21 protein-coding genes are annotated in these 20872 nt (G+C 46.6%); 4 read left to right on the top strand and 17 right to left on the bottom strand.

Features of this window, described 5'->3' with window-relative positions:
• The first annotated feature begins 53 nt into the window (after positions 1-53).
• From H6780_04740 to H6780_04725, 4 genes are all read left to right on the top strand, one after another.
• Positions 54-512, top strand: coding sequence for an EVE domain-containing protein (locus H6780_04740; GenBank protein ID USN88766.1), 459 nt, complete (start codon positions 54-56; stop codon positions 510-512).
• A gap of 75 nt (positions 513-587) precedes the next feature.
• On the top strand, positions 588-926 hold the full coding sequence (locus H6780_04735; GenBank protein ID USN88765.1) for a hypothetical protein: 339 nt from the start codon (positions 588-590) through the stop codon (positions 924-926).
• 172 nt (positions 927-1098) lie between these two features.
• On the top strand, positions 1099-1881 hold the full coding sequence (gene murI / locus H6780_04730) for a glutamate racemase (GenBank protein USN88764.1): 783 nt from the start codon (positions 1099-1101) through the stop codon (positions 1879-1881).
• Positions 1882-1973: 92 nt separating this feature from the next.
• Positions 1974-2291, top strand: coding sequence for a hypothetical protein (locus H6780_04725; GenBank protein ID USN88763.1), 318 nt, complete (start codon positions 1974-1976; stop codon positions 2289-2291).
• Positions 2292-3113: 822 nt separating this feature from the next.
• Here H6780_04725 and H6780_04720 read toward each other — a convergent pair.
• The 17 genes from H6780_04720 to H6780_04640 form a co-directional block, all read right to left on the bottom strand.
• Entirely contained in the window at positions 3114-4370 is a 1257-nt protein-coding gene (locus tag H6780_04720; GenBank protein USN88762.1) for a Glu/Leu/Phe/Val dehydrogenase, read from the bottom strand.
• Positions 4371-4604: 234 nt separating this feature from the next.
• Entirely contained in the window at positions 4605-5912 is a 1308-nt protein-coding gene (locus H6780_04715) for a peptidoglycan DD-metalloendopeptidase family protein (protein ID USN88761.1), read from the bottom strand.
• Complete coding sequence (locus H6780_04710) at positions 5912-7375, bottom strand: glutamate--tRNA ligase (protein USN88760.1); 1464 nt, start codon at positions 7373-7375, stop codon at positions 5912-5914. The genes H6780_04715 and H6780_04710 overlap by 1 nt, the downstream gene beginning before the upstream one ends.
• A complete protein-coding gene (locus tag H6780_04705; GenBank protein USN88759.1) occupies positions 7365-8477 on the bottom strand; it encodes a UDP-N-acetylglucosamine--N-acetylmuramyl-(pentapeptide) pyrophosphoryl-undecaprenol N-acetylglucosamine transferase in 1113 nt (370 codons plus the stop codon). The genes H6780_04710 and H6780_04705 overlap by 11 nt, the downstream gene beginning before the upstream one ends.
• A gap of 24 nt (positions 8478-8501) precedes the next feature.
• Positions 8502-9611 (bottom strand): cell division protein FtsW, encoded by a 1110-nt coding sequence (locus tag H6780_04700; GenBank protein USN88758.1) that lies wholly within the window; start codon positions 9609-9611, stop codon positions 8502-8504.
• 4 nt (positions 9612-9615) lie between these two features.
• Complete coding sequence (locus H6780_04695) at positions 9616-10674, bottom strand: hypothetical protein (protein ID USN88757.1); 1059 nt, start codon at positions 10672-10674, stop codon at positions 9616-9618.
• A gap of 2 nt (positions 10675-10676) precedes the next feature.
• Positions 10677-11660, bottom strand: coding sequence for a D-alanyl-D-alanine carboxypeptidase (locus tag H6780_04690; protein ID USN88756.1), 984 nt, complete (start codon positions 11658-11660; stop codon positions 10677-10679).
• A complete protein-coding gene (locus H6780_04685; protein ID USN88755.1) occupies positions 11657-12181 on the bottom strand; it encodes an SMC-Scp complex subunit ScpB in 525 nt (174 codons plus the stop codon). The genes H6780_04690 and H6780_04685 overlap by 4 nt, the downstream gene beginning before the upstream one ends.
• A gap of 47 nt (positions 12182-12228) precedes the next feature.
• A complete protein-coding gene (locus H6780_04680; protein USN88754.1) occupies positions 12229-12957 on the bottom strand; it encodes a segregation/condensation protein A in 729 nt (242 codons plus the stop codon).
• A gap of 29 nt (positions 12958-12986) precedes the next feature.
• Positions 12987-14417 (bottom strand): leucyl aminopeptidase family protein, encoded by a 1431-nt coding sequence (locus H6780_04675; GenBank protein USN88753.1) that lies wholly within the window; start codon positions 14415-14417, stop codon positions 12987-12989.
• 1 nt (position 14418) lies between these two features.
• Entirely contained in the window at positions 14419-14730 is a 312-nt protein-coding gene (locus H6780_04670) for a hypothetical protein (protein ID USN88752.1), read from the bottom strand.
• A 70-nt stretch (positions 14731-14800) separates the two neighbouring features.
• Positions 14801-16153 (bottom strand): aspartate--tRNA(Asn) ligase, encoded by a 1353-nt coding sequence (gene aspS, locus H6780_04665; protein USN88751.1) that lies wholly within the window; start codon positions 16151-16153, stop codon positions 14801-14803.
• A 240-nt stretch (positions 16154-16393) separates the two neighbouring features.
• Positions 16394-16756: a hypothetical protein gene (locus H6780_04660; GenBank protein USN88750.1), complete on the bottom strand. Its 363-nt coding sequence runs from the start codon at positions 16754-16756 to the stop codon at positions 16394-16396.
• An 11-nt stretch (positions 16757-16767) separates the two neighbouring features.
• Positions 16768-17712 (bottom strand): tryptophan--tRNA ligase, encoded by a 945-nt coding sequence (gene trpS, locus H6780_04655; protein ID USN88749.1) that lies wholly within the window; start codon positions 17710-17712, stop codon positions 16768-16770.
• 46 nt (positions 17713-17758) lie between these two features.
• Positions 17759-19435, bottom strand: a complete 1677-nt coding sequence (locus H6780_04650; GenBank protein ID USN88748.1) for a HAMP domain-containing histidine kinase — start codon at positions 19433-19435, stop codon at positions 17759-17761.
• 5 nt (positions 19436-19440) lie between these two features.
• Positions 19441-19854, bottom strand: coding sequence for a hypothetical protein (locus H6780_04645; GenBank protein ID USN88747.1), 414 nt, complete (start codon positions 19852-19854; stop codon positions 19441-19443).
• A gap of 74 nt (positions 19855-19928) precedes the next feature.
• Positions 19929-20852, bottom strand: a complete 924-nt coding sequence (locus tag H6780_04640) for a DMT family transporter (GenBank protein ID USN88746.1) — start codon at positions 20850-20852, stop codon at positions 19929-19931.
• Between the last annotated feature and the right edge of the window lie 20 nt (positions 20853-20872).

Below are 20872 nucleotides of genomic sequence, written 5' to 3'. Positions count from 1 at the left end.
TAAACTGATAAATCTATTAAAAGTATAGCAGGAAATAGAATATAATTTAGATTATGAACTATTGGTTGATGAAAAGCGAACCAGAGGAATATTCAATCGATGACCTCGAACGAGACAGAGTTGGTTTTTGGGACGGGATTAGAAATTATCAAGTGCGCAATATGTTGCGAGATGAGTTTAAAAAGGATGACTTGGTTTTGTATTACCACTCAAATGCGGGGAAGCAGACAGGCGTTGTGGGAGTGGCAGAGGTGGTGGGGGAGGCAAAGCCAGATCCGACGCAGTTTAATGTGCACAGCCGGTACTTTGACTCAAAATCATCAAAAGAAAACCCGCGATGGCTGGGCGTAGATGTTCGATTTAAAAGTAAGTTCTCAAAACTTATTTCTTTGCCGGAGCTGAAAGCAGATGTTGTATTAGCTGGGTCGCCACTAGTTAAAAAAGGTAATAGACTATCAGTTATCAAGCTCTCAGAGAAACAGTTTATGCATATAGTACAGAACGCAAAGTGATATTGACAAAACTAATATTTGTTATACTTTAAACTAAGTTTTTAGTTCAATTTTTGATGTAAAGAGAGGTTTTCCATGGTGTACGGTATCGCTGTGCGCAAATTGGCAAAACACTTTCAAACGCCGCGCGAGGCTCGTGAGTATCTTGGTCTCCCCGAAGAGGTGAGAGACAAGGACTGGAGTCTTCGACTGTCATATGTGAATGGTAAAGCAGCGGCACATGAGGGTGTTTGGTGGCTGCGGTGTAGTGATTTAAGAATCGTTACAGTGTGTCAGCCGGAAAGGATTGCGGAAGTGCGAGGGAAAACAAGAATTACTCGGGTGATTGGCAGTGTTCCGGGTCAATATTTTCAAATCGAATTTGGAGGTAATGACGATCAAAATGCCTCTAAATCGGAGAAGTCTGTGTTTTAAGACTGATTTGCTCCATTGATGATCGCGATGGAGTGGATCCGCAGTACTTATTCATGGATGCATACGGCCAGGAGGCTATTCTAACTATCAGGCGGAAGCGCTGAACGCGGAGATTGTGACAATGATCTCCGCGTTTTACTTTTTATTCGCACAGTAGGTTATATTTAATATTATGAAAATTGGTCTGTTCGATTCTGGATTGGGTGGCCTCACAATCCTGAAAGCGGTAGTGAAGGAGTTACCACAGTATGATTATGTGTTTTATGGAGATACGGCAAACGTACCGTACGGTGACAAAACTGAGAAGGAAATATACGAACTGACCCAAAAGGGCATTGTTTGGTTATTTGAGCGAGGTGTACGTTTAGTAATTGTGGCGTGTAACACAGCGTCGGCTGAAACAGTGCGAAAGCTGCAAAATGAGTTTTTGCCAGAAGTGTATCCAGGCCGAAAAATTCTTGGCATTATTGTTCCGACAGTTGAAGAGTTGTGTTTTGCTAAGCCGACAAAGGTTCTGTTGATTGCAACAAAGCGAACCGTTGAGTCCAAAAAATATGATATTGAACTTGCTCATAAAGGTGATGGAACGGCCGAGCTTACTTCTGTGGCGACCCCCGAGCTTGTGCCACTTATTGAGCTTGGTGAGCTTGAAGCAGCAACGAGTGCAGCAATAAAAAGAATTGATGCAGCAGGAGAGAGTGAGGTGATAGTGCTTGGTTGTACACACTACACGCAAATTGCAGAGGCGCTTCGTGGGCACTATAGTGATGCTAAGCAAATAATTTCTCAAGATGAGGTGGTGCCAGGTAAGCTGCAGTCGTACCTAGAAAATCATCCTGAAATAGCTAGTACGCTTACAAATACTAGCGAACGAACAATTCACCTAACCCTACACCGACCTGATTATGATGTAATTATGGGGCAATTGCTTGGTGGTGTGTATATGGCCGAGTAAATGCTATTGACTGAATAGTTTATTTTGATACCTTTATACCTCTGGCATTTTGCTAGAGGTAGTTCTTTATATAACCACACAGGAAGGACGCCATGCTGACAGGTGATGAAATTCAGAGTATGTACGTCGATATGCTTGAAGCGGCAGAAGAGGTCGCTGGGCGCACGATTGCAGCCGGAGAACAAATTGCAGCGGTGGTGCTGCAGGTGCAGTCTGAAGTTACCAATGCTGCGTTGGTGCTGTCGGCTGATCGTATGCGTATTCAGCTCAAGGCACTGCATGACATGCAGCATCGGGTCTTTGGCTTGATGCACGAGGTCAATCCGGCTGCTGTCGAAGAAATGCTTTCGAGTTTGCGAAATGATCTCGCAGAAGCTGAAGAGAAGCTGCAGCCGCGCCGCGCCGCATAAGTGGTGGGGGAGGTTACATGAAAATCCATGAGCAAGGTCTCATGGTAACCGTCGGATATCCGACGGTTTTTTATTTGCCTGCGAAAGTCCGTACTGAGAGTGCATATAAATAGGTGATTTAGGGAAGAGGGCCGGTGAGATAATCATTAGTGATAAATCTACAGAAAGTATTTTGTTGAAATGATACTAATTACGAGGGGAAGACTGGCTACAGCTATATTCCCTTATGTCGCACAATATATCTTTTGCGACATAAACAATGCGGTAAATAGGCATTGTATTGCAATGCTGGTTTGGACCCCGAGACTATATATGTCGCATATTGAGTCATGGTACTGTTTATGTCGCCTGCCGTGAGGCTTGTGGTGCTTGTAAATATTTTTATGCGATACTTCGATCATGATTTCTTACTTCTGCAGTTAGATATTTTGCTCGCATCAGTGATACGACTTTAACCCTCTAGAATGGATTTCCCGCCTCTTTGAATGTCCTGTATGCTGCTCATATCGTGTAGATAGTAGCTTTCTGTTTGTGGTCGCGTCTACGTAAATTTTTTTTCAAATTAATTTGTAAATTTTCAGCACGGAAAATGCTTTGCATTGTGCCTAGATGCAAAGCATTTTGATTCCAGCAGTCAGTCTGACTTACTTGGTGAGTGTGTAAAGGGTCTGTAATCACCTCGCCTACTCCCCTGACTTCCCTGATAAAATATTGTGCGACATTCAAAATAAGGAGCGAATTTATGAGTGACTATATTTTGAGAAGTACTCTTATGATATGGCACCCAAGGGTTGGCAAGTTCGTGCGTGCTATTTTATTAGCTCATCTACCTCGCACTTTAATTGCATCAAGGATGCGCTCCATGCCAATTAAAAACGCTGCTTGTCTTAGTGTGCACTGCTCGCGTTCTGCGCGTTCGTAAACTGTCTGCGTAGCATCCTTCATGGCTTCTTCAAGTCGTTCATTTACTGTTCGTTCTTTCCAAACGTCACCGGTTCGATTCTGAATCCACTCAAAATATGATGCTGTCACGCCGCCGGCATTGGCGAGGATGTCTGGGACGATGATCGCGCCGGCTGTGGCGAGAATAGCGTCGGCCTCAGGTGTCACGGGACCGTTGGCCAGCTCAAGGATTACTCTTGCTTTTATTTCTTTGGCATTGCTGGCATGAATTGCGCCATCAAGGGCTGCTAATACGAGTACGTCTACGTCAAGCTGCAAAAGCTCCTCGTTAGTAATGATGCTTATGTCCGCACTTCCGGTTGCGAGGGCACCTGTTTCCCGCTTCACTTTTTCTAGATGATGCACATCACACATGTGTTTGCAGTGTGCGCCGCCGCGTGAATCTGACACGGCAACAATTCGATAACCTCTCTCATGCATCGTTTTGGCAAACTCAGAGCCTGCGTTGCCAAATCCTTGGATTGCAATGGTAATATCGCTCGGTACTTTTCCAGCAAATAAAACCGGTTGGAGTTGTTCTAAGGCGTGAATGCCGCCGCGGCTCGTCGCGTAGCTACGGCCGAGTAAGCCACCGACTTCAAGCGGCTTGCCGGTAATGATCCCGGGTTCGCTTCGGTCCGTTATTGTTTCGTATTCATCAAGCATCCATGCCATAATTTGCGGCGTGGTGTTCACATCGGGTGCGGGGATGTCTTTCTGAATGCCAAATATGTTAGCTTCATTTGCAGCCCGCATGTATGCACGCGAGACACGTTCAAGTTCTGCTTCAGAAAGTGTCTTGGGGTCTATTTGCACGCCTCCTTTTGCTCCACCGTATGGGATATTCACGACGGCGCATTTGAGGCTCATGAGGCTCGCTAGAGATTTTACTTCTTCTAAATCTGCGTCGGGATGGAAACGAACGCCACCCTTAAATGGCCCTCGCGCATTATTGTGCTGTACGCGATATGCGTTTGCTGTCTCTTCAGTTCCATCGTCTCGTGAGAAAGTAAGCTTGGTTTCAAAAATGTGTTGCGGCTCAGTGAAGTGTTTGAGTAAGTCGTCGGTTAGTGCGAGTTTTTCAGCTGCTTCTTTGAGTGTGGTTACGTAATTTTCAAACGGTTTATTAATTGTCATGTATCTAGTACATCGTTTACGATGCGTTTCTTTCAGGTATAAAAAATCGCCAGTGATTGGCGCATGCTACTTTTCTAAGATCATTTACTTTGCCCAGAATCCCGCTCGTTGTGAGCGGGATTCCATTCGGGTAAGTTCCTACGATGCAGTGCATCGCACTTTTATTCTATACCCTATCCCCAGAGTTATCCACTAAAAAAAACCAAGTTATCCCCAGACGAGGTAATGCAGCCTTTAATATGGCGGTAGATACAGCATTGGATCAAGGTAGGCGTCAGTTGCGGCAACTGGTGTGGTGGCCGCTCCACAGCTGGTTACAGTTTTAATCTCGTTAAACTTACGGACGTTTACACCGTCTTTGGCGTATACTGTAAAATGCAAGTGCGGGCCGGTTGAGTAGCCGGTGTTGCCTGAGTAGCCAATAACTTCACCTGTCGTGACCTTTTGTCCAGGAACTACTGAAATGACGTCTTGATGGGCATACAAAGTTGAAAGTCCGTTGGCGTGGTCGATGAGTGTCCACTTCCCCCATGAGTAACAGCCCGGAACGGCGTCGGTATTGCCAGTGGCACGAACAACGCCGGTCAGTGGTGCGTGAATTGGTGTCCCGCGTGGCGTGCCAAAATCAACACCTGGGTGGTACGCACGTCCACCGTAGACACTGGCGTTGCGTGCCGCGAATTCAGTGCCGCCAAAATATTGAGTGATGATGATGTTGGTTAGCGGCCAGTCAAAAACGCGCGTCCCCGCAGTTGGGATGCTGTTTGGATCGAGAATGAACTGTAGCTTAGATTCAAAGTCTCGCATTTCCTTTTCAATTTGCTCCTTTGCCTCTTTTTTACTTGCGAGCAGTTGTTGGTAGTTCTTTTCTTCGTTTTTTGTCACCTCAAGTAGTTTTGATTGCTCCTGCTTATTGTTCACCAGTACAGTGTTTTGATCGGTATACTGATTCTTTAAGCTGCTTAGCTCGTCTCGCTTGTCTTCATTTTGAGCGCGTTTCTCTACCAAAAGCGCCTTAGCAGTGTCAAGGTCCGCCACTTTTGATGCCATGATGTCGCGTACGCTTTCGTGCGCTTCGAAGGTATCCCAGAATTCTGACAAGTGCTCATGTTGCAGCAAGAGCTCAATCAGGCTTTGTTCGCTATCTTTGTACTCTGAACGTATAATTGATGCAATTGCGTCTTCTGTGCTCTCTATGTCTTGCTCGGTACGGGTAATTTCAAGAATCAATTTGTTAATTTCGAGATCCGTTGAGGTAATGAGATTTTCGGTTTTTGATATCTCAGCGTTAACCTTTTTACGTTCTAGTTCGAGTTGGTTGATGGCACTCTGAAGTGTTTTCTTTTCGGCTCCCACCTCTTGGAGTTGTGATTCAAACTGAGCGATTTCTTTTTCAATCTCTGCTAAACGATTGCTGCGTGAATCTATCTCATTACGGAGACGGTCAATTTCTGAGTTTGCGAAGACGGCGCCAGGCGCTACAAACACGAGCTGTGGCAGCAGCACCCCGATAATAAAGGCTACGAACAAACGAAATCGCATTACCCTTCTATTTTATCACAAGCAGTTTTAATCCGTGAAATAGTCTCGTCTTTACCGAGTGTATAGGCGAGTGTGAATGGGTCTGGTGAGCGCTCAAGGCCAGACAGTGACACGCGGAGTGGCCACAGCACTTCCCCTCTTCCCTCCTCTTCTGCAAAGCTCCAAATGGCTGCTTTGATGGTATCTGGCGTGGCAAAGTCCGCGTTAGCGAGGAGTTCGGCTACCTTTTCTAGACGAGCCTTAGCGGGGGTAACTGATTCATCATTCTTCCACTTGAGTAGTGTAGTGTCATACTTTGGTGCATCAAAAAGCCAGCTATACTCCCCTGCTTCATGTGCAGCTTTGATTTCGACTTTGGTGTGAATACGCTCAAAAATACTTGGCGCTAGACGGTCGAGGCGTGTTTTGTTGTACTGTGGCAGACTTTGTACGTCGTCACCAAGAGCGTCAGCAAAGTAGGTTTGCTTGAATGTATCATCCTTTGTGGCGAGATGTTCCTTATTCATCCACTTGAGCTTTTCTTCGTTGAAAGCGCCGCCTGAGCGTTGGACCTTCTCGAGTGAAAAGAGATTGATAAGTTCTTCTCCTGTAAATACTTCTTGGTTGCCGCCGGGGTTCCAACCGATCAGTGCTAGGAAATTGCACATGGTTTCTGGCAAGTAACCATCTTTCTTGTAGTCAAGCAGGTCCTTTGCACCGTCTCGCTTACTAAGCTTCTTCTTGCCGTCTGGGCCCATGATTGGCGGTAGCGTGGCTATGATTGGTTTCTTGATACCTAACGCTTCGTACAGCGTGATGAACTTTGGAGTGCTTGAAATAAACTCTTCGCCGCGCATCACGTGCGTTACATTCATTTCAGCGTCGTCCACGATGTGGGCGAAGTTGTAGGTCGGATATCCGTCGGCTTTGATGAGAATGAAGTCGTCGACCATTTCCGCGCCAGCAGAAAGCTCGCCACGCACGGCATCGTGCCAAGTAACCCGGTTTACGTCAGGTGACTTGAAGCGGAGCGGCTTGGTACCATCCCAGGTTTCGAAGGTCTCAGGACGATGTTTTTTAAATAAGAACGGTCGTTTCTCGGCGTCTGCTTCTGCTCTAAAAGCAGTGACTTCTTCGTCGGTGTATGGATCTGGATATGCGAGTCCTTTGGCAATGAGTCCCTCAGCGTACTTTTTGTAGATATCGAGACGGTCTGATTGCAGGCATGATCCAAATGGACCAGGTTTGTCTGGACCATAATCCCATTCAATGTTTAGCCAACGGAGACTGTCTTCGATGTGTCTGATAGAGCCTTCGACTTCACGGTTTTTGTCGGTATCTTCAATACGTAAAATAAATTCACCGCCATGCTTGCGAGCGAAAAAGTAGGCATAGAGTGCGGTGCGAACTCCGCCAATATGCAAAAAACCAGTTGGTGACGGTGCAAAACGCGTCACGACTTTTTGTGTTGAATTATGATCCATGTTCGACGCCAATAGAGACTAGAATACTAGCAATCTTGTCCTCAGCCCCATCAATGTACATGCTTTTGGCAGCCTGCGCCATTGACTGATACTTTTGCGAATCGTTTAGAATGCTGGCAATTTCTTGGGCGAGTAGATGTTGCGTGAGGTTGTGTTCTTCAATCACTATTGCTCCCCCGCCTCGTGCAAAGGCGTAGGCGTTCGTACGCTGGTCGCGACTAACATCCTCAGGAATAGGGATGATAATGGATGGTTTGCCGTGATACGCAATTTCAAAGAGTGTTGTGCTTCCTGCGCGAGTTATTACCAGAGAGGCAGCGCTTAAGAGCGCAGAAACCATGTCTGGGGCGACGTTACCCTCCAGGTAGTAGTTGCTCTGGAGTGGTGTATTACCGAGAAGTCCTTGGGCAGCGAGGCGCAGTTCTTGAATATTGGCCGGACCAGTTTGGTGGAAGATGCGATACTGTGGTAAAAGGCTATTAAGAGATTGTAGAACAAGGTCATTGATGCGTGTGGCGCCGGTCGATCCTCCAGTAATGTAAATAAGGGGTTTGTCATTTGGAATACCAAGATACTCAAAGGGGTCAGCTGGTGGATTTTTAATTTCCTGGCGCATGGGAATGCCGACGAGCGCAGTTTTTTCCGGAGGAAAAAACTGCGCCGCGTCATCATACGCAATGCCAATATACTGGGCAGCCTTGAGTGCAAGCTTGTTTGCTCTTCCAGGGACAGCATCTGATTCATGAATCACAATGGGAATACGAAGGAGTTTTGCTGCAGTGAGAATTGGTACGCTCGTATAACCGCCCTTGCTGAAAATCACGTCTGGATAGATAAGATAGAGTTTCCAGATGGCAACAAAAACGCCAAAAAAGTTGCGAAACACATCGAGGAAGTTTTGAATTGAAAAGTAACGTCGCAGTTTCCCTGCCGGACACGACACAAAACGTATATCGTGTCGTTCAAGCGCTTCTTTGTCGTAGGGTGATGGCCCGAAGTAATATAGCTCTGGAGAGTACTGTGAAGTACTAAGCTTTTCAGCTACGGCAATAAGCGGATAGAAATGACCGCCTGTGCCACCTCCTACAAAACCAATTCTCATATGGCTCTAGTGTAGCACGTGTCCTTAGCGCAATGTTCGGTATTTTGACACATTGAGCACAATACCCAGCGACGCAAGAGTGACCATGAGTGCTGTTCCGCCATGGCTGATAAAAGGGAGTGGAAGCCCAGAAAGTGGTGCAACTGCAAGCATTGCTCCGATGTTCAGAAATGCCTGTGCGATGATAATCGTAATGAATCCAATAACAAGTAATGTGCCAAAAATATCGTTTGTTTCAGCTGCCGTTTTATAGCCACGCAACGTTAAAAATACCAAACTACAAATGAGCAGCAGTGAGCCTACGAACCCAAATTCTTCAGCGTATACCGCAAAAATAGAGTCGCCGATTGGTTCTGGCAAGTATTCAAATTTTTGAATACTTTGTCCAAAGCCGCGTCCCGTCACTCCCCCCGCTCCAACAGCAATGAGTGACTGCTGAATTTGATACCCGCTGCCAAGCGGATCTGCTTCTGGATGTAAGAAGGTAGTAAATCGATCCATGATGTATGGTCGAAAGATTGCAATTGTCGCTAGCATGAGTACGCCAGACAGAATAATGAGACAAATATCACGCCAGTTCGCTCCAGCTGTTAAATACATAGCCATTCCTGCAAATGCGATAATCATAAATGTATCAGTGTCAGGCTGGGCAAGCATAACAAGTCCTACTACTCCGGTTATTGCTGCAAAGGGGCCAAGGCCAAACCGCCAGTCAGAGATTTTCCCGTGTACTCCCGAAAGCCACGTGGCGAGATATACCACAAAGCCGATTTTAAGAAATTCGGATGGTTGGATAGTGGTAAAACCGAGGTCAAGCCAACGGGTGGCGCCCGCGTGTGTCATCCCTATGCCGGGAATGAAAACTGCCACAGTGAGTAGGAGGCTGCCGGCAAAAAGATAAAATGCGTATTTGCGTAAATTACGATAATACACATTGCTCATAAGTAGCAAAGCTAGACTCCCGCCAATTACTCCGAAGATAAATTGACTGGTCGCTACCGACCCGAAAGTGGCGCCATCGCGCGCCATAAGGCCGAGTGAGGCTGATGAAAAAATCAAAAAACCACCTGCCACCATAAGAATGATAAGGCCAAGCAAAATTGTGTCGATTGATTTTGGTTTTTTGACTGCCATGGTGCTACGCGAGAGTTGCGATGATAACACCTACTACGGCGCATATCAGACTGATAATCCAATATCGCATGGTGACTTTGTATGAAGGCCAACCAATCGCTTCGAAGTGATGATGCAGCGGAGCAATGCGGAATAATTTCTTGCCTGTACATTTACGATATGAAACTTGGAGCACATTTGAGGCAACTGTTGCAATAAGGGGAAAGCCAACAATCGGGAGTAGCACGATACCATTCCCTTCGCCGAGCGTATCGGTCATGAACACTACTGTCGCCAAAGAGAGCGTGAGCGCCATTGAGCCAGTTTCGGTCATCCAGAAGCGTGCTGGTGGAACATTGAACCACAAGAAGGCCATAATAGCGCCCACTACTGTGGCGCAAAAAACAGCGAGATCAAATTGCGATTGCACCACAGCAATACCGGTATACGCTGCAAATATGGAGGCAAATACACCACCAGAAAGACCGTCAATGCCATCGATAACTCCACTTGCATATAGCATGAGTGTCAACAGCACAAAGAATGGAATAATCAAAACGCCTAGTTCAAGCACACCATCAAAAGGAATACTGATGCTGGAAACACCGAGCTTAAAGTAAAACCACCATCCAAGCACGGTAGATAAAATAGTAATTAACCCCAGTCTGATTGACAGTCGTAATCCTTTACCGTCATGAGCCACATCATAAAAATCATTTAAAAAACCGATACATGCTCCTACAAGCAAAGTGGCTGCGGGGATGAGGGTTTGTGATCGGCTAAGGTAGTCAAGACGCGCGAAGATTGAATCTGGAAAAATAGCAGCAAGCGCATATGTGCCCCCAAGTGTGATAAGCACGCTTCCCCAAATAACAATGCCACCCATGCGTGGAGTCTTTGTTTCCTCAGCTCCCTTTAAACGATTGAATTCGGTTGCCTCATGGCCACCGAGCGCTGTTTTACCGCCTTGTTTCTTCCAAACGCGATGCTTATACAAGAAGTGTGTCACGATAGGTGTAATAAAAATACCAATCACAAACGCGAGCAATGAAGGAATTAGTACATTAAGTAAGAGGCTGTGCATAATTATTCAATATTTCCTAGAACATCTTGCGTTGCCTTTACCAAAGCAAGAACATCGCTAAAGCGTTCATCGCGAGTTGATCTCAAAACAGTAATGATAATTGGTCGATCAAAGCCAGCATCAAAAGCGATGGTAAGATTCCCCCCTGCCAAATCTGTAAACCCAGTTTTTGATCCAATCATATTTGGGATTTCAAGGGCTACTTCGTTGGTGTTGCTGATTTCGTGGTATGCTCCTGCTGTATTGTAAATGCGCGCAGCTGCCTCTTGGGTTGGGGTAATGATTTCAGGGTAATGCGTGATGATATATTCCATGAGGAGTGATACATCTTTGGCGCTACCAACAGCGCCAGGTTTTGTGTTCGAGAGATCGAGGCCGGTGGGATTCCAGTACTCGAGTGTATCAAGACCGAGTTCATCAGCGCGGATATTCATTGCGGCTACAAACTGTGCATTAGGATCCTCATCTCCAAGCAATGATCCTACGCTGGCACCGAGTGCGAACGCGGCATCATTGGAAGATGATATAAGTGCGAGTTTACGGAGCTTCTCTGCACTCAAGCGTTCGCCTACTGAAAGGCCGCTACTCCCCTCTTGTTTAATGGCGGAGAGCGGCATGCTTGTCACTGTGTCGTCCGTGATTAATTCGTATGCGACAAGTGTGGTCATGAGTTTTGTAATCGATGCCAGTGGCAAAACCTCATTGGCATTTTTTTCAAAGAGAGCTCGCTGCCCTTTTACGTCGAGTACGTAAGCTGCCTTAGCGCGTAAGGTGACGTTTTCTATAGTAGCTGTGCTGAGGGGGCGCGCTTCTGGAAGGGGTCTAATGGCGGTCTCCATTGGTTCGCTCGCAATCTCCTCTGTATCATTAGAAGGGAGCAGAAGCGCGCCAAAAACACCGACTAATATAAACAGTAAAATACCAAGCTGAGCTAAGATTGGGAAGCGTTGATGCTGCTCATTTGTGTAGTCGGTGAGGTTATTCATGATTCAGCTTTATCAAAGTCATCAATTGCGTTCATAAAATCAGAAAACTGAGGCAGTTCTTGTTTACTGCTTACTCCAAGGTGCGTGAGTAAGGCTGGACTGATGCGGAATTGATAACCGTTGCCAGTGATGGATTCACGGCTAATGAGCCCGCGCATAAGAAGATTACGTAAAATAAATGATGAATTCACACCGCGAATGCGGTCAATCTCAACTCGAGAAATGGGTTCGCGATACAAAATTATCGCCAGCGTTTCTGCACCTGCTTTACCGATGTCGCCATTCATTTCTTGCTTTTGAAGCGATTCGACAAATTCAGAAAGTTCGGAAGCAGTGGCTAAGGTGATTTCAGTTTCAGTTTCAATGAGTCGTACTGCACCGGATTTGAGTCGATTGCGAAGGGTTGTGAGGGCAGCAGAAAATTCTTCTTCTGATACAGCGAAAATCTTCGCAAGTTTTTGCTTGTTCTGTGGGCTCGCTTTATAAAAAAGCAGCGCCTCGATGAGCACGTCTAGGTTCATATGGGCATTCTAGCACGAAATACATGGATTTTAAGGCAATCCTGTGTCTAGTAGTAGCGAGGTGTAGAAGCTCTGTCGAGCTCGATTTCAATGTCATCAAAGCGGTTGTTTTGCGTAATAATCATGTTTCCTTGCTTGAAAAGCTCAAGGACTGCCAAGAAGCTTACAATAATATTTTTATGTTCGGTTTCCCCGGCTCTGATTTCTGAAAATTTTGTGCGCATTTGGTTTTCGATGCGACGCTGGAGCTTGTCCATCATTTCTTCGAGCGAGATGGTTGGACGAACTTTCGCCACTGGCTTTAATTCGGTTTTAGGGAGTGCGCTAAGTACTCGGTACATTGCTGCCTCTAATTCAGTGAGACTACTGTAGTGGTCGGGTGCAAAAAGTGGATTTCGTGGTGGCGTGAATTCTGGTTCGTAGGATTTTTGGTGGCCAAATCTAGATTGTAGCGTAAGTCCGATATCACGATATATCTGATATTGTCTCAATCGTTGCTCAAGATCTTCAATCGTCGCCTCTTCCTCGGTAGTGAGATCAAGCACTGGTAGTAGTGATTTTGATTTGATAAGAAGAAGTGTGGCGGCAAGGGTGACAAACTGCGCAGTGTTTGGCAGTGAGAGTTCTTGCATCATGCTTACCGTCTGCATGTATTCGTCCGTGACTTGTGCGAGTGAGATGTCATTGATAAGTAGCTTTCGTTTTTCAACGAGTTCAATGAGGAGCTCCATAGGGGCCTCAAAGACCTCAGTTTTAATGGCAAAAGCCGTGTTCATGAGAATATTTTAGCACGGCTTAATTTTTGTTAGTTAGTCTCAATAAAGCGGACGAGAAGACGGACAGGTTCCCCAGTTGCGCCTTTAGCAAGCTTGTCGCTAGGGATGCTTTCCATGCGTGGTGCGATATCGATATGTGCCCAGGGTGTTTTCTTGGGAGCAAAGTGAGCGAGGAAAATACCGCCTTCGATACAGCCCGCGTAGCGAGAGAAATTGGTGGCGATATTGCTAACGTCAGCGCGAGTACTCTTAAGCATCGCTTTGTATTCGTCCCAAAGCGGGAGTGGCCACACGAGGTCGCCGGATTCTTCACCGAGTTTTACGAGCGTGTCAGAAAGGGCTTGATCTTTGGTAAGGATTGCCGAGGTATGTTGGCCAAGTGCAGAGAGCGACGCGCCGGTAAGCGTAGCGGCGTCGAGCATAATGCGTGGTGCGAAGTGCTTTTCGGCGTAGGTCATAGCGTCGGCTAAGATGAGGCGACCTTCGGCGTCGGTGTGCAATATCTCCACGGTTTTGCCAGACATGCTGGTGGCGATATCACCGGCGCGCATGCTGCGTTCTGAGATGGCATTTTCAGCGGCTGGAATCACTGCCACCACATTCTTTTTAAGGCCAAGCTTGGCAATCGCGCGCATGGTGCCAATCATGGCTGCACCACCAGACATGTCCATGTGCATTTCGTGCATGTAGCCACTCGGTTTTACATTGAGGCCGCCCGTGTCATAAGTAATACCTTTGCCAATGAGTGCAATTGGCGCCTTGGTTTTGTCTCCTTTCTTGGCTGGTTTCCCGGCGCCCCAGTACTCAATTACAATCAGACGCTCACGGTCTTCAGCTCCTTTCCCGACGGCTTCAAGGAGTCCCATCTTTTCACGCTTAATAGCGGCTGCATTTAGCACCCGCACTGCCGCCTTGGTGCCTTTGAGGATATTCTTTGCCTCCTCAGCGAGCTTGCTTGGAGTAAGGTCGCCGCCAGAGGTGTTGGCGATGTCGCGGGTGTGATTCATCGCTTCGGCCACAATTAGTCCGGCAGCAAACGAGTCTTTTTGTGCCTTGCTACTTACGCCGCAAACAAGAACTTCCTTCAGTACACCTTCGCTTTTCTTGCTGGTTTTGTAGTGGGTAAATTCATATGCGGCGAGCGAAAGATTTTCGGCAATCGTGCGGTAAAACCACGTTTCGCCGTACTCAGCGAGCTTTGGGTAATTGGCATGGTCTAGCTCCAGAGCAATTTCGCTTACTTGGTGTGACTTTGCTGCTTGCACAATACTACGCACGAGTGTGCGGAAGCTACGCGCCGTCATGCTCTTCCCTTTTCCAGCTCCAAGGCGATATTCCAAAACACCATCAGCGCGCTCGACGAGTCGGTGCCAGCTTGGCTTGGCATCAGTAACTACAATTCGGCAATACTTCTTCGCGGCTTCTGAAAGCGGCTTGGTGGTGCTGGTGATTTTTGTCATGTTACTTTAGTGACTTAATATTTACAGGTGTTTTAATGATTGCATCAACAAATAGTCGGTAAGCTTCTCGGGATTCGTTGTGTTCGTTGTGAGTAATTTTAATTCCGAGAATGTGATTATTTTGGCAAGTTAACTCCTTCTTTTTGTGGTTTGTTGTTTGGTCAAACATCCTGTCAAGATACATTCTACGTAAATTGCCCGGTCCGTCTTTTTGATAGAGGCAGATTGGGTCGTTGCATTTTCTGCAAATAATTTTATACAACCTGGAATACCCTCCTCTGCTGTTTTTGTATTCATCAGCAATAAATTTCATTTTTTTATTATAGCAAAAAGCGGGCGGAGCCGAAGGCTCCGCCCGCTTTTTGCTTTGCTGGACTTTGGAATTAAATTTCCGCCGTCTCGCTCTGGTCCTTCGAGGTTAAAGTGTCGATGCGGTTGATGTCGCGTGGGAACATCGTCGCTTCTTTTACGTTCCCTACTCCGCAGAACTTCGCCGTGAGACGTTCAAGGCCCATGCCGATGCCGCCGTGTGGTGGGATGCCGTATTTGAAGGCTTGGAGGTAGAACTGGAACTTGTCTGGATCGAGTCCTTTGCTCTTGAGGCGCTCGATTAGTTCTTCGTACTTGTGCACGCGCTGCCCGCCAGAACACATCTCGAGGCCGCGGAACAAGAGGTCGAAGCTGCGGGTGAAGTCTGGGTCGGCTGGCTCAATATGGGTGTAGAACGGTCGCTTCTTGGTTGGGAAATGTGTTACGAAAACAAAGTCTGAACCAAGGTTTTTGTTGGCGTATTCGCAGAGAAAACGCTCATCTTCTGGTTCGAGGTCTGGTTCTGATGTCTTGTCGACGCCAGTTTCTTTCTTGATAAGCTCCTGAGCTTCATGCAGTGTCATGACTGGAAATTTCTCTGGCGCGAGCGCTTCCTCTACGCCAAGGAGCTTCAGTTCGGCTGCGCAGGTGGTGTTGATGTGTGCAGTAATCGCCTTCATAAGTTCGGTCACCAGTGCAATCACATCAGTGTGGTCTTTGATGAATCCCATCTCGAGGTCGAGCATAGAGATTTCGCTGAGGTGGCGCGTGGTCGCGCTCTTTTCGGCGCGGAAAGTCTGGCCAACCGCAAAGACACGCTCAAAGACACCAACCATAATCTGCTTGTAGAGCTGTGGGCTGGTTGCGAGTGAGGCGTCGACTCCCTTGAAGTACTTCACCTTAAATACCTCCGAACCACCTTCTGCGTCGCCACCAACGAGCTTTGGCGCTTGGAATTCGGTAAAGCCGTTGTCAGTCAAGAAGCGGCGGTACGCGTTTAGGATTTCATGCTGCACTTTGAATATCGCGCGCTCGCGTGGTCGACGCAGTGTCAGTGGTCGGTAGTCGAGCAAGGTGTCGAGGTTGAGTTCACCGTCCATATCAAATGGCATGGCGTCAGATGGGTTGAGAACTTCAACGCCGGTGATTTCGAGTTCGATATCGCCGTTTTGCACGCCTGTGTTTACCATCTTTTCTGGGCGTTGGTTCACCATTCCTTTCACGGCCACTGAGTATTCTTGGGTAAGGTCTTTGGCAACTTCAAGCACTTCAGGCTTGCCGAAAACAACACCTTGAATGATGCCTGAGCGGTCACGAAAATCGAAAAAGGCCATCTTGCCCTGCTGACGTGCAACATTGACGACAGCGTTAATTAAAACTTCTTCTCCAATGTGGCTGTGGAGATCAGCTATGAGTGTTCGTTCCATAAATAATTGCTTTATAGGAACGCAATCGCCCCTATAAATGTATTAACTTAATAATATATTTATAGGGGCGATTCCCATCTGTGATGAGTCGCGGTGCCACCCTACTTCATCCTCGAAGAGGACCTTCTTTGTTCTCGTCATTTGCCTCCACAGTGTCATCTGCTTCTTGGGCGTATAGGTAGCCTAGCTCGAGTTTTTCATTTCGTCAATAAAACGGCCCTTAGGCCGTTTTGAGAAGATTTATCGTTTGAAGGGGTTGCTAATCGAAATCATATAGCTGACACCCGCAGTATCGATGTCGGTGAAATACTTTTCATCTCCAGGCTTGAGTTCGACGAGGAACAGTATGGATGGAGCGAACCGCCGAGGCAACTCGCGCCTTAGAAGCGACAGACACTCTTGTGTCTCCTCGAGTGTCGGGCCGCCCTCAGGTGTGTGTAGCTGTATGAGGAGTTCACTCGGATTAGGATAGCTGCTTAAATCATAAAATGAGTAACCAGCCTCCTCCATGATTGTCTTTACTGCTGGTCCTGCCAAGTAAATAGTGTCCACCTTGTGCTCCAAACAAAGGTACAGTACGTGAGTACTGTACCTTTGTTTCATGATATGTCAACTTAGCGAATACCGATTGAGTGCCGCACCTTGCTCATGGTTTCGTTTGATATTGTGCGCGCCTTTCCTGCGCCAGTTGCTAGTACTGCTTCCACCATTTCATCGGTAATGGTATCGCGCTTTTCGCGCATCGGAGCAATCATAGCTTCGAGGTCTGCTGCGAGCAGCTTCTTGAGATCGCCATAGCGGCCTTTGTGCCTTTCGTAGATTGGATTGAGCTCTTCTGCTGATTTTAGCAAGCGATGAATTGCGTAGACGTTCTCAGGTCGGTCGCCAGCGGAGTCGGTCACGATGCCCATTACAGCCTTTTCAATTTCTTCCTTAGTACCAAAGAGTGGAATGGTATTGCCATAGCTCTTGCTCATCTTTTGGCCATCAGTGCCTGGTACCACGCCCACTCCTTCGAGAATCATTTCTTTTGGTTCTTTGAGTAGCTCACCATAGGCGCGGTTAAATTTCCCGACTGCTTCACGGGTGTACTCAAGGTGTTGTCGTTGATCTTCACCGACTGGCACTACATCTGCATTATAGAGAAGAATATCGGCGGCCATGAGCATTGGGTAGGTAAAGAGGCCGGCGTTTGGTTCGATGCCTTTGGCGACTTTGTCCTTATATGAGTGCGCCTGCATCAAAAACGGCACGGTTACGAGACAGTTAAGTACCCAGCCGAGCTCGGTGTGGTCTTGGTTGTCTGACTGGCGAAAGATGATTGCTTTCTCGGGATCAACACCAATAGCGAGATAGTCGCGTACAACGTTGTACGTATTGGTGCGGAGTGCGTCTGCGTCACGCAGGCTGGTGAGCGCGTGGTAGTCTGCCACCATGATAAAACTCTCGAAATTCTCGTAGCTATCTTTAAAAGGCTTAAGAGCTCCAAAGTAGTTGCCGATATGGAGCGTGCCGCTTGCTTGTATCCCGGTAAGAAGTCGTTGTTTGCCGTTTGTCATAGAGCAATAGTACCAGAAATTGCAGCTCAAACAATTATCTTTCGTTCTACAGCGCAAGTGGGAAGGTGATCGTAAAGCACGAACCTTTGCCGTCGCCGTCTGACGCAGCTTTCACTTCTCCGCCCATAGCTTCAGTCATCATCTTGGCTACATAGAGGCCAAGTCCGGTGCCGTGCACATTTACGCTGTTGGCGTTATCAGCGCGTTCGAATTTTTGGAAAATGGTCAGGAGCGTTTCTTTGTTCATGCCAATGCCGGTATCAATGATATCAACGTGAATTTTTTTGCGCACCACGTCATCCCGAACAAGTACCTTAATACTTCCCTCCTTGGTGTACTTGATTGAGTTGTGAATGAGATTTTGAACAATCTGTACGGTTTTGCCTAGGTCAGCGTGGATAATTCCTCGACTCATAAGATCGCTGCGGAAAATGAGAGATAGCCCGTTTTTAATAGCATCTTGCCGGAGATCGTCACAGATATGCTCAACCTCATCCTTGAGATTAAAATCTGAGTAATTGTATTTCATGTTGCCTGATTCAATTCGAGAAACATTGAGATAGTCTTCAATTGCGTATGTCATGAGCCGGGAAGACTTTTCGATTCTTTGTAGGGGCTCAATGGCGTTTTGTGGCAGTGGTCCGTAGTCGCCGTCAAGTAAAAGTGATGCATAGCCTCGCACAGCTGTGAGTGGGCTGCGTAGCTGATGTGAGGCAATAGACACAAATTCTGATTTCTGCTTATCGAGTGCTTTCAGACGGGTATTTGCTTGTTCAAGATGTTGTGCAAGTCGTTCGATTTCCTTTCGTTGTGCAATCTCCTTTTTGACACTCCTAATCAAAAGTATGCCTGTGACGCCGGTGACAATAAGTGTAATCGCGGTAAGCATCTTGCTTGTGTTGTTGGGAGCAAAAGTGAACTGGGATCCAATCAAGATTACCAAAGCTACAATAAGCGCGCTCGAAGTGGTTATTCCTGCATTGAAAGCTCTAAATTGTACGATTAAAATGCTCATAAAAATCATAAAGATAGTCATTCCGAACAATCCGTACAGTTCTAGGCTTGAGTCTGGGAAGATGCCAAGTCCGGTCAAATACGTGGCGATAAAAGTAAAGAAAGAAAAACTAAATAAGAACGACTCAATACCGATACCCATGAGTACGATTTGTTTGCGGAAACTTCCTTCCGCTTTACGATACTTTGCAATGAGTAAAGCTCCAATCCATCCCATTGCTAAGAAACCTAGTCCAGTGTAGTAGATTTTATAGGCAAGTCCTTCATAGCCAAAGGAATCACACGCAGCGAGATTAAATCCGCTTACACTTACGTCGGTGTGAGCAAATATGAGTACAGGCGTAAGTAGTGCAAGAAAGAGCAGTTTTAATGTAAAGCCAACGTCACGCTTATTGAGGAATACGTAAATAAAGTAAATACTGAAAACAGAAATGAGTGCTTGAAAGACGCCGAATAATGGCCAGGTAAACAAGATGAGATCGCCATGAATATTGGTCCATGCGATGAGGCTGATGAGCGTCCATCCCGAAAAGCAAAGCGAAATCAACAGGAGCAGTCGATTGAGTAGTAAATGCCGTGCGTTAAAGAAAACGAACAAACCAACGAGCAGAGCGATAATGGTGGTTGGAACGTGAGAATAATACAGCAACTGCGGTAGGTCAGAAGTGAAGAAAAAATAAGTTGGTTCATCAAATAAATAACACTCCATACGCTTTACGATTCAGTTAAGGATTCCTCACCTGCCGGTTGGTTGTCGAGAGTATCGCAGGAGATTGTTTCAGTATTTGGGTCGCAGTAACTGACAGTGCAATCATTTTCCCAATCCATACAATAATCAGCCGCTTCGCAATCAGTGACTGAGTCCCCGCAAAGATTGATTAAATCTTCGCCGTATCGCTCTATTTCTGCGTAGTAAAAAAGTTGATCACCGGGACAGAGCGCCAGGTCTTCTACCGCTTCATTTTCACAAAGAACAAAGCAACTTTCAAACTCAGGGTCACAAGAGGCCTCGTATGAGACCAGATAGTTGTGTAGTACTAAGAAACGATAATACGAAGCGGAAACCATCAATATAAAAAGCGGTGTCAGAGTGTACTTCAAAAAGTTGTCTGTAAGGTGCTGCATCATACATCCAAAGAGGACTGACTCTTACGATGAGTATAACAAACACTTTATTTAGAAGTGCGAGTGCGAGTGTATATCTAACCACCAAAGTGTAGCAGCATGTAGGTTCCGATACCGGTGATTACTATTGCAGTAATTTTTTGTGCAAGGTGTCTACCGCCCATTTTCTCGCGCCCGAGTGCTGGGAAGAAAGTGGTTAGGAAAATACCAATAGCAAGTACGAAGAATGGCTGAAGTGACTGTGTGAGCAAGACAAATGCAATTGGTGCCATAAGGTACGCGAAAGCAACTGCGCCATTGCCGAACATATACAGCCCTTCATTGAGTACGTTAAGTGAGAGAATTTTCTTTGAGTTGGCACGCATGGACTCGAGGAAGTGTTTGCGGTAGGTCGGAACAAGTGCAAAGATAAGTAAACCAACTATTTCAAGAGTAACATGCTCCCAAAAGAGTGAGCGCCAGACATTCTCTTCAAGTGCAGCAACTTTGAAAATGACCGAACCTAGCGCCCAGCAGAGAGAAGCGGCTGTCATGAAGAGGATGGTGCGGGTGCGGAGTTTTACCTCCCCCTCCCCATCGAGCTCAAATGAAATAATAGTGGTACCAAGAATAACAATTGCCATGGCTACTAGCTGAATTAAGGTTGGCACCTCATCAAGCAAGAAATAGCCTAGGACAGCGCCAAAGACTGGCACAAGCTGATAGAACACAATCGTGACTGATGCCTCCTCTTCTTCGAGCGCCATCAGGTAAAACCATAGCAGAGCTGTGTTGAGGAGGCCGACAATACACAGAATGAAAATATTGAACGGATCAACATCGAGGACAGTCGGGTCGGCAAAGAAGATAATCGGCAGCGCGAGAATCGACGCAAGTGATGAAAAGATGAGAAGTGTCCCTACTCCACTAACGCTAAAATACTTTTCGAGGAGGTGCTTATCAATGTGATTTGTAATGGCGTACAAGATCGGGCCAATCAAGGCGACGAGAAACCAGGTCATGTGTGTAGTGTATCAGTGTT

It is taken from the genome of Candidatus Nomurabacteria bacterium, assembly GCA_023898565.1.
In the GTDB taxonomy this organism is placed as follows: domain Bacteria; phylum Patescibacteriota; class Minisyncoccia; order Phycocordibacterales; family UBA918; genus OLB19.
Note: the sequence above shows the minus strand (reverse complement) of the source record. Positions and strands in the feature narration are given on the sequence as shown.

What these genes read in the sequence shown, in the direction of transcription:
- H6780_04675 (USN88753.1), bottom strand. Translation starts at nt 14,417, where the DNA reads ATGACAAAAATCACCAGCACCACCAAGCCGCTTTCAGAAGCCGCGAAG.
- H6780_04685 (USN88755.1), bottom strand. Translation starts at nt 12,181, where the DNA reads ATGAACCTAGACGTGCTCATCGAGGCGCTGCTTTTTTATAAAGCGAGC.
- H6780_04680 (USN88754.1), bottom strand. Translation starts at nt 12,957, where the DNA reads ATGAACACGGCTTTTGCCATTAAAACTGAGGTCTTTGAGGCCCCTATG.
- murI (USN88764.1), top strand. Translation starts at nt 1,099, where the DNA reads ATGAAAATTGGTCTGTTCGATTCTGGATTGGGTGGCCTCACAATCCTG.
- H6780_04705 (USN88759.1), bottom strand. Translation starts at nt 8,477, where the DNA reads ATGAGAATTGGTTTTGTAGGAGGTGGCACAGGCGGTCATTTCTATCCG.
- H6780_04700 (USN88758.1), bottom strand. Translation starts at nt 9,611, where the DNA reads ATGGCAGTCAAAAAACCAAAATCAATCGACACAATTTTGCTTGGCCTT.
- H6780_04715 (USN88761.1), bottom strand. Translation starts at nt 5,912, where the DNA reads ATGCGATTTCGTTTGTTCGTAGCCTTTATTATCGGGGTGCTGCTGCCA.
- H6780_04735 (USN88765.1), top strand. Translation starts at nt 588, where the DNA reads ATGGTGTACGGTATCGCTGTGCGCAAATTGGCAAAACACTTTCAAACG.
- H6780_04695 (USN88757.1), bottom strand. Translation starts at nt 10,674, where the DNA reads ATGCACAGCCTCTTACTTAATGTACTAATTCCTTCATTGCTCGCGTTT.
- H6780_04710 (USN88760.1), bottom strand. Translation starts at nt 7,375, where the DNA reads ATGGATCATAATTCAACACAAAAAGTCGTGACGCGTTTTGCACCGTCA.
- H6780_04670 (USN88752.1), bottom strand. Translation starts at nt 14,730, where the DNA reads ATGAAATTTATTGCTGATGAATACAAAAACAGCAGAGGAGGGTATTCC.
- H6780_04660 (USN88750.1), bottom strand. Translation starts at nt 16,756, where the DNA reads ATGAAACAAAGGTACAGTACTCACGTACTGTACCTTTGTTTGGAGCAC.
- aspS (USN88751.1), bottom strand. Translation starts at nt 16,153, where the DNA reads ATGGAACGAACACTCATAGCTGATCTCCACAGCCACATTGGAGAAGAA.
- H6780_04650 (USN88748.1), bottom strand. Translation starts at nt 19,435, where the DNA reads ATGGAGTGTTATTTATTTGATGAACCAACTTATTTTTTCTTCACTTCT.
- H6780_04740 (USN88766.1), top strand. Translation starts at nt 54, where the DNA reads ATGAACTATTGGTTGATGAAAAGCGAACCAGAGGAATATTCAATCGAT.
- H6780_04720 (USN88762.1), bottom strand. Translation starts at nt 4,370, where the DNA reads ATGACAATTAATAAACCGTTTGAAAATTACGTAACCACACTCAAAGAA.
- trpS (USN88749.1), bottom strand. Translation starts at nt 17,712, where the DNA reads ATGACAAACGGCAAACAACGACTTCTTACCGGGATACAAGCAAGCGGC.
- H6780_04645 (USN88747.1), bottom strand. Translation starts at nt 19,854, where the DNA reads ATGATGCAGCACCTTACAGACAACTTTTTGAAGTACACTCTGACACCG.
- H6780_04725 (USN88763.1), top strand. Translation starts at nt 1,974, where the DNA reads ATGCTGACAGGTGATGAAATTCAGAGTATGTACGTCGATATGCTTGAA.
- H6780_04690 (USN88756.1), bottom strand. Translation starts at nt 11,660, where the DNA reads ATGAATAACCTCACCGACTACACAAATGAGCAGCATCAACGCTTCCCA.
- H6780_04640 (USN88746.1), bottom strand. Translation starts at nt 20,852, where the DNA reads ATGACCTGGTTTCTCGTCGCCTTGATTGGCCCGATCTTGTACGCCATT.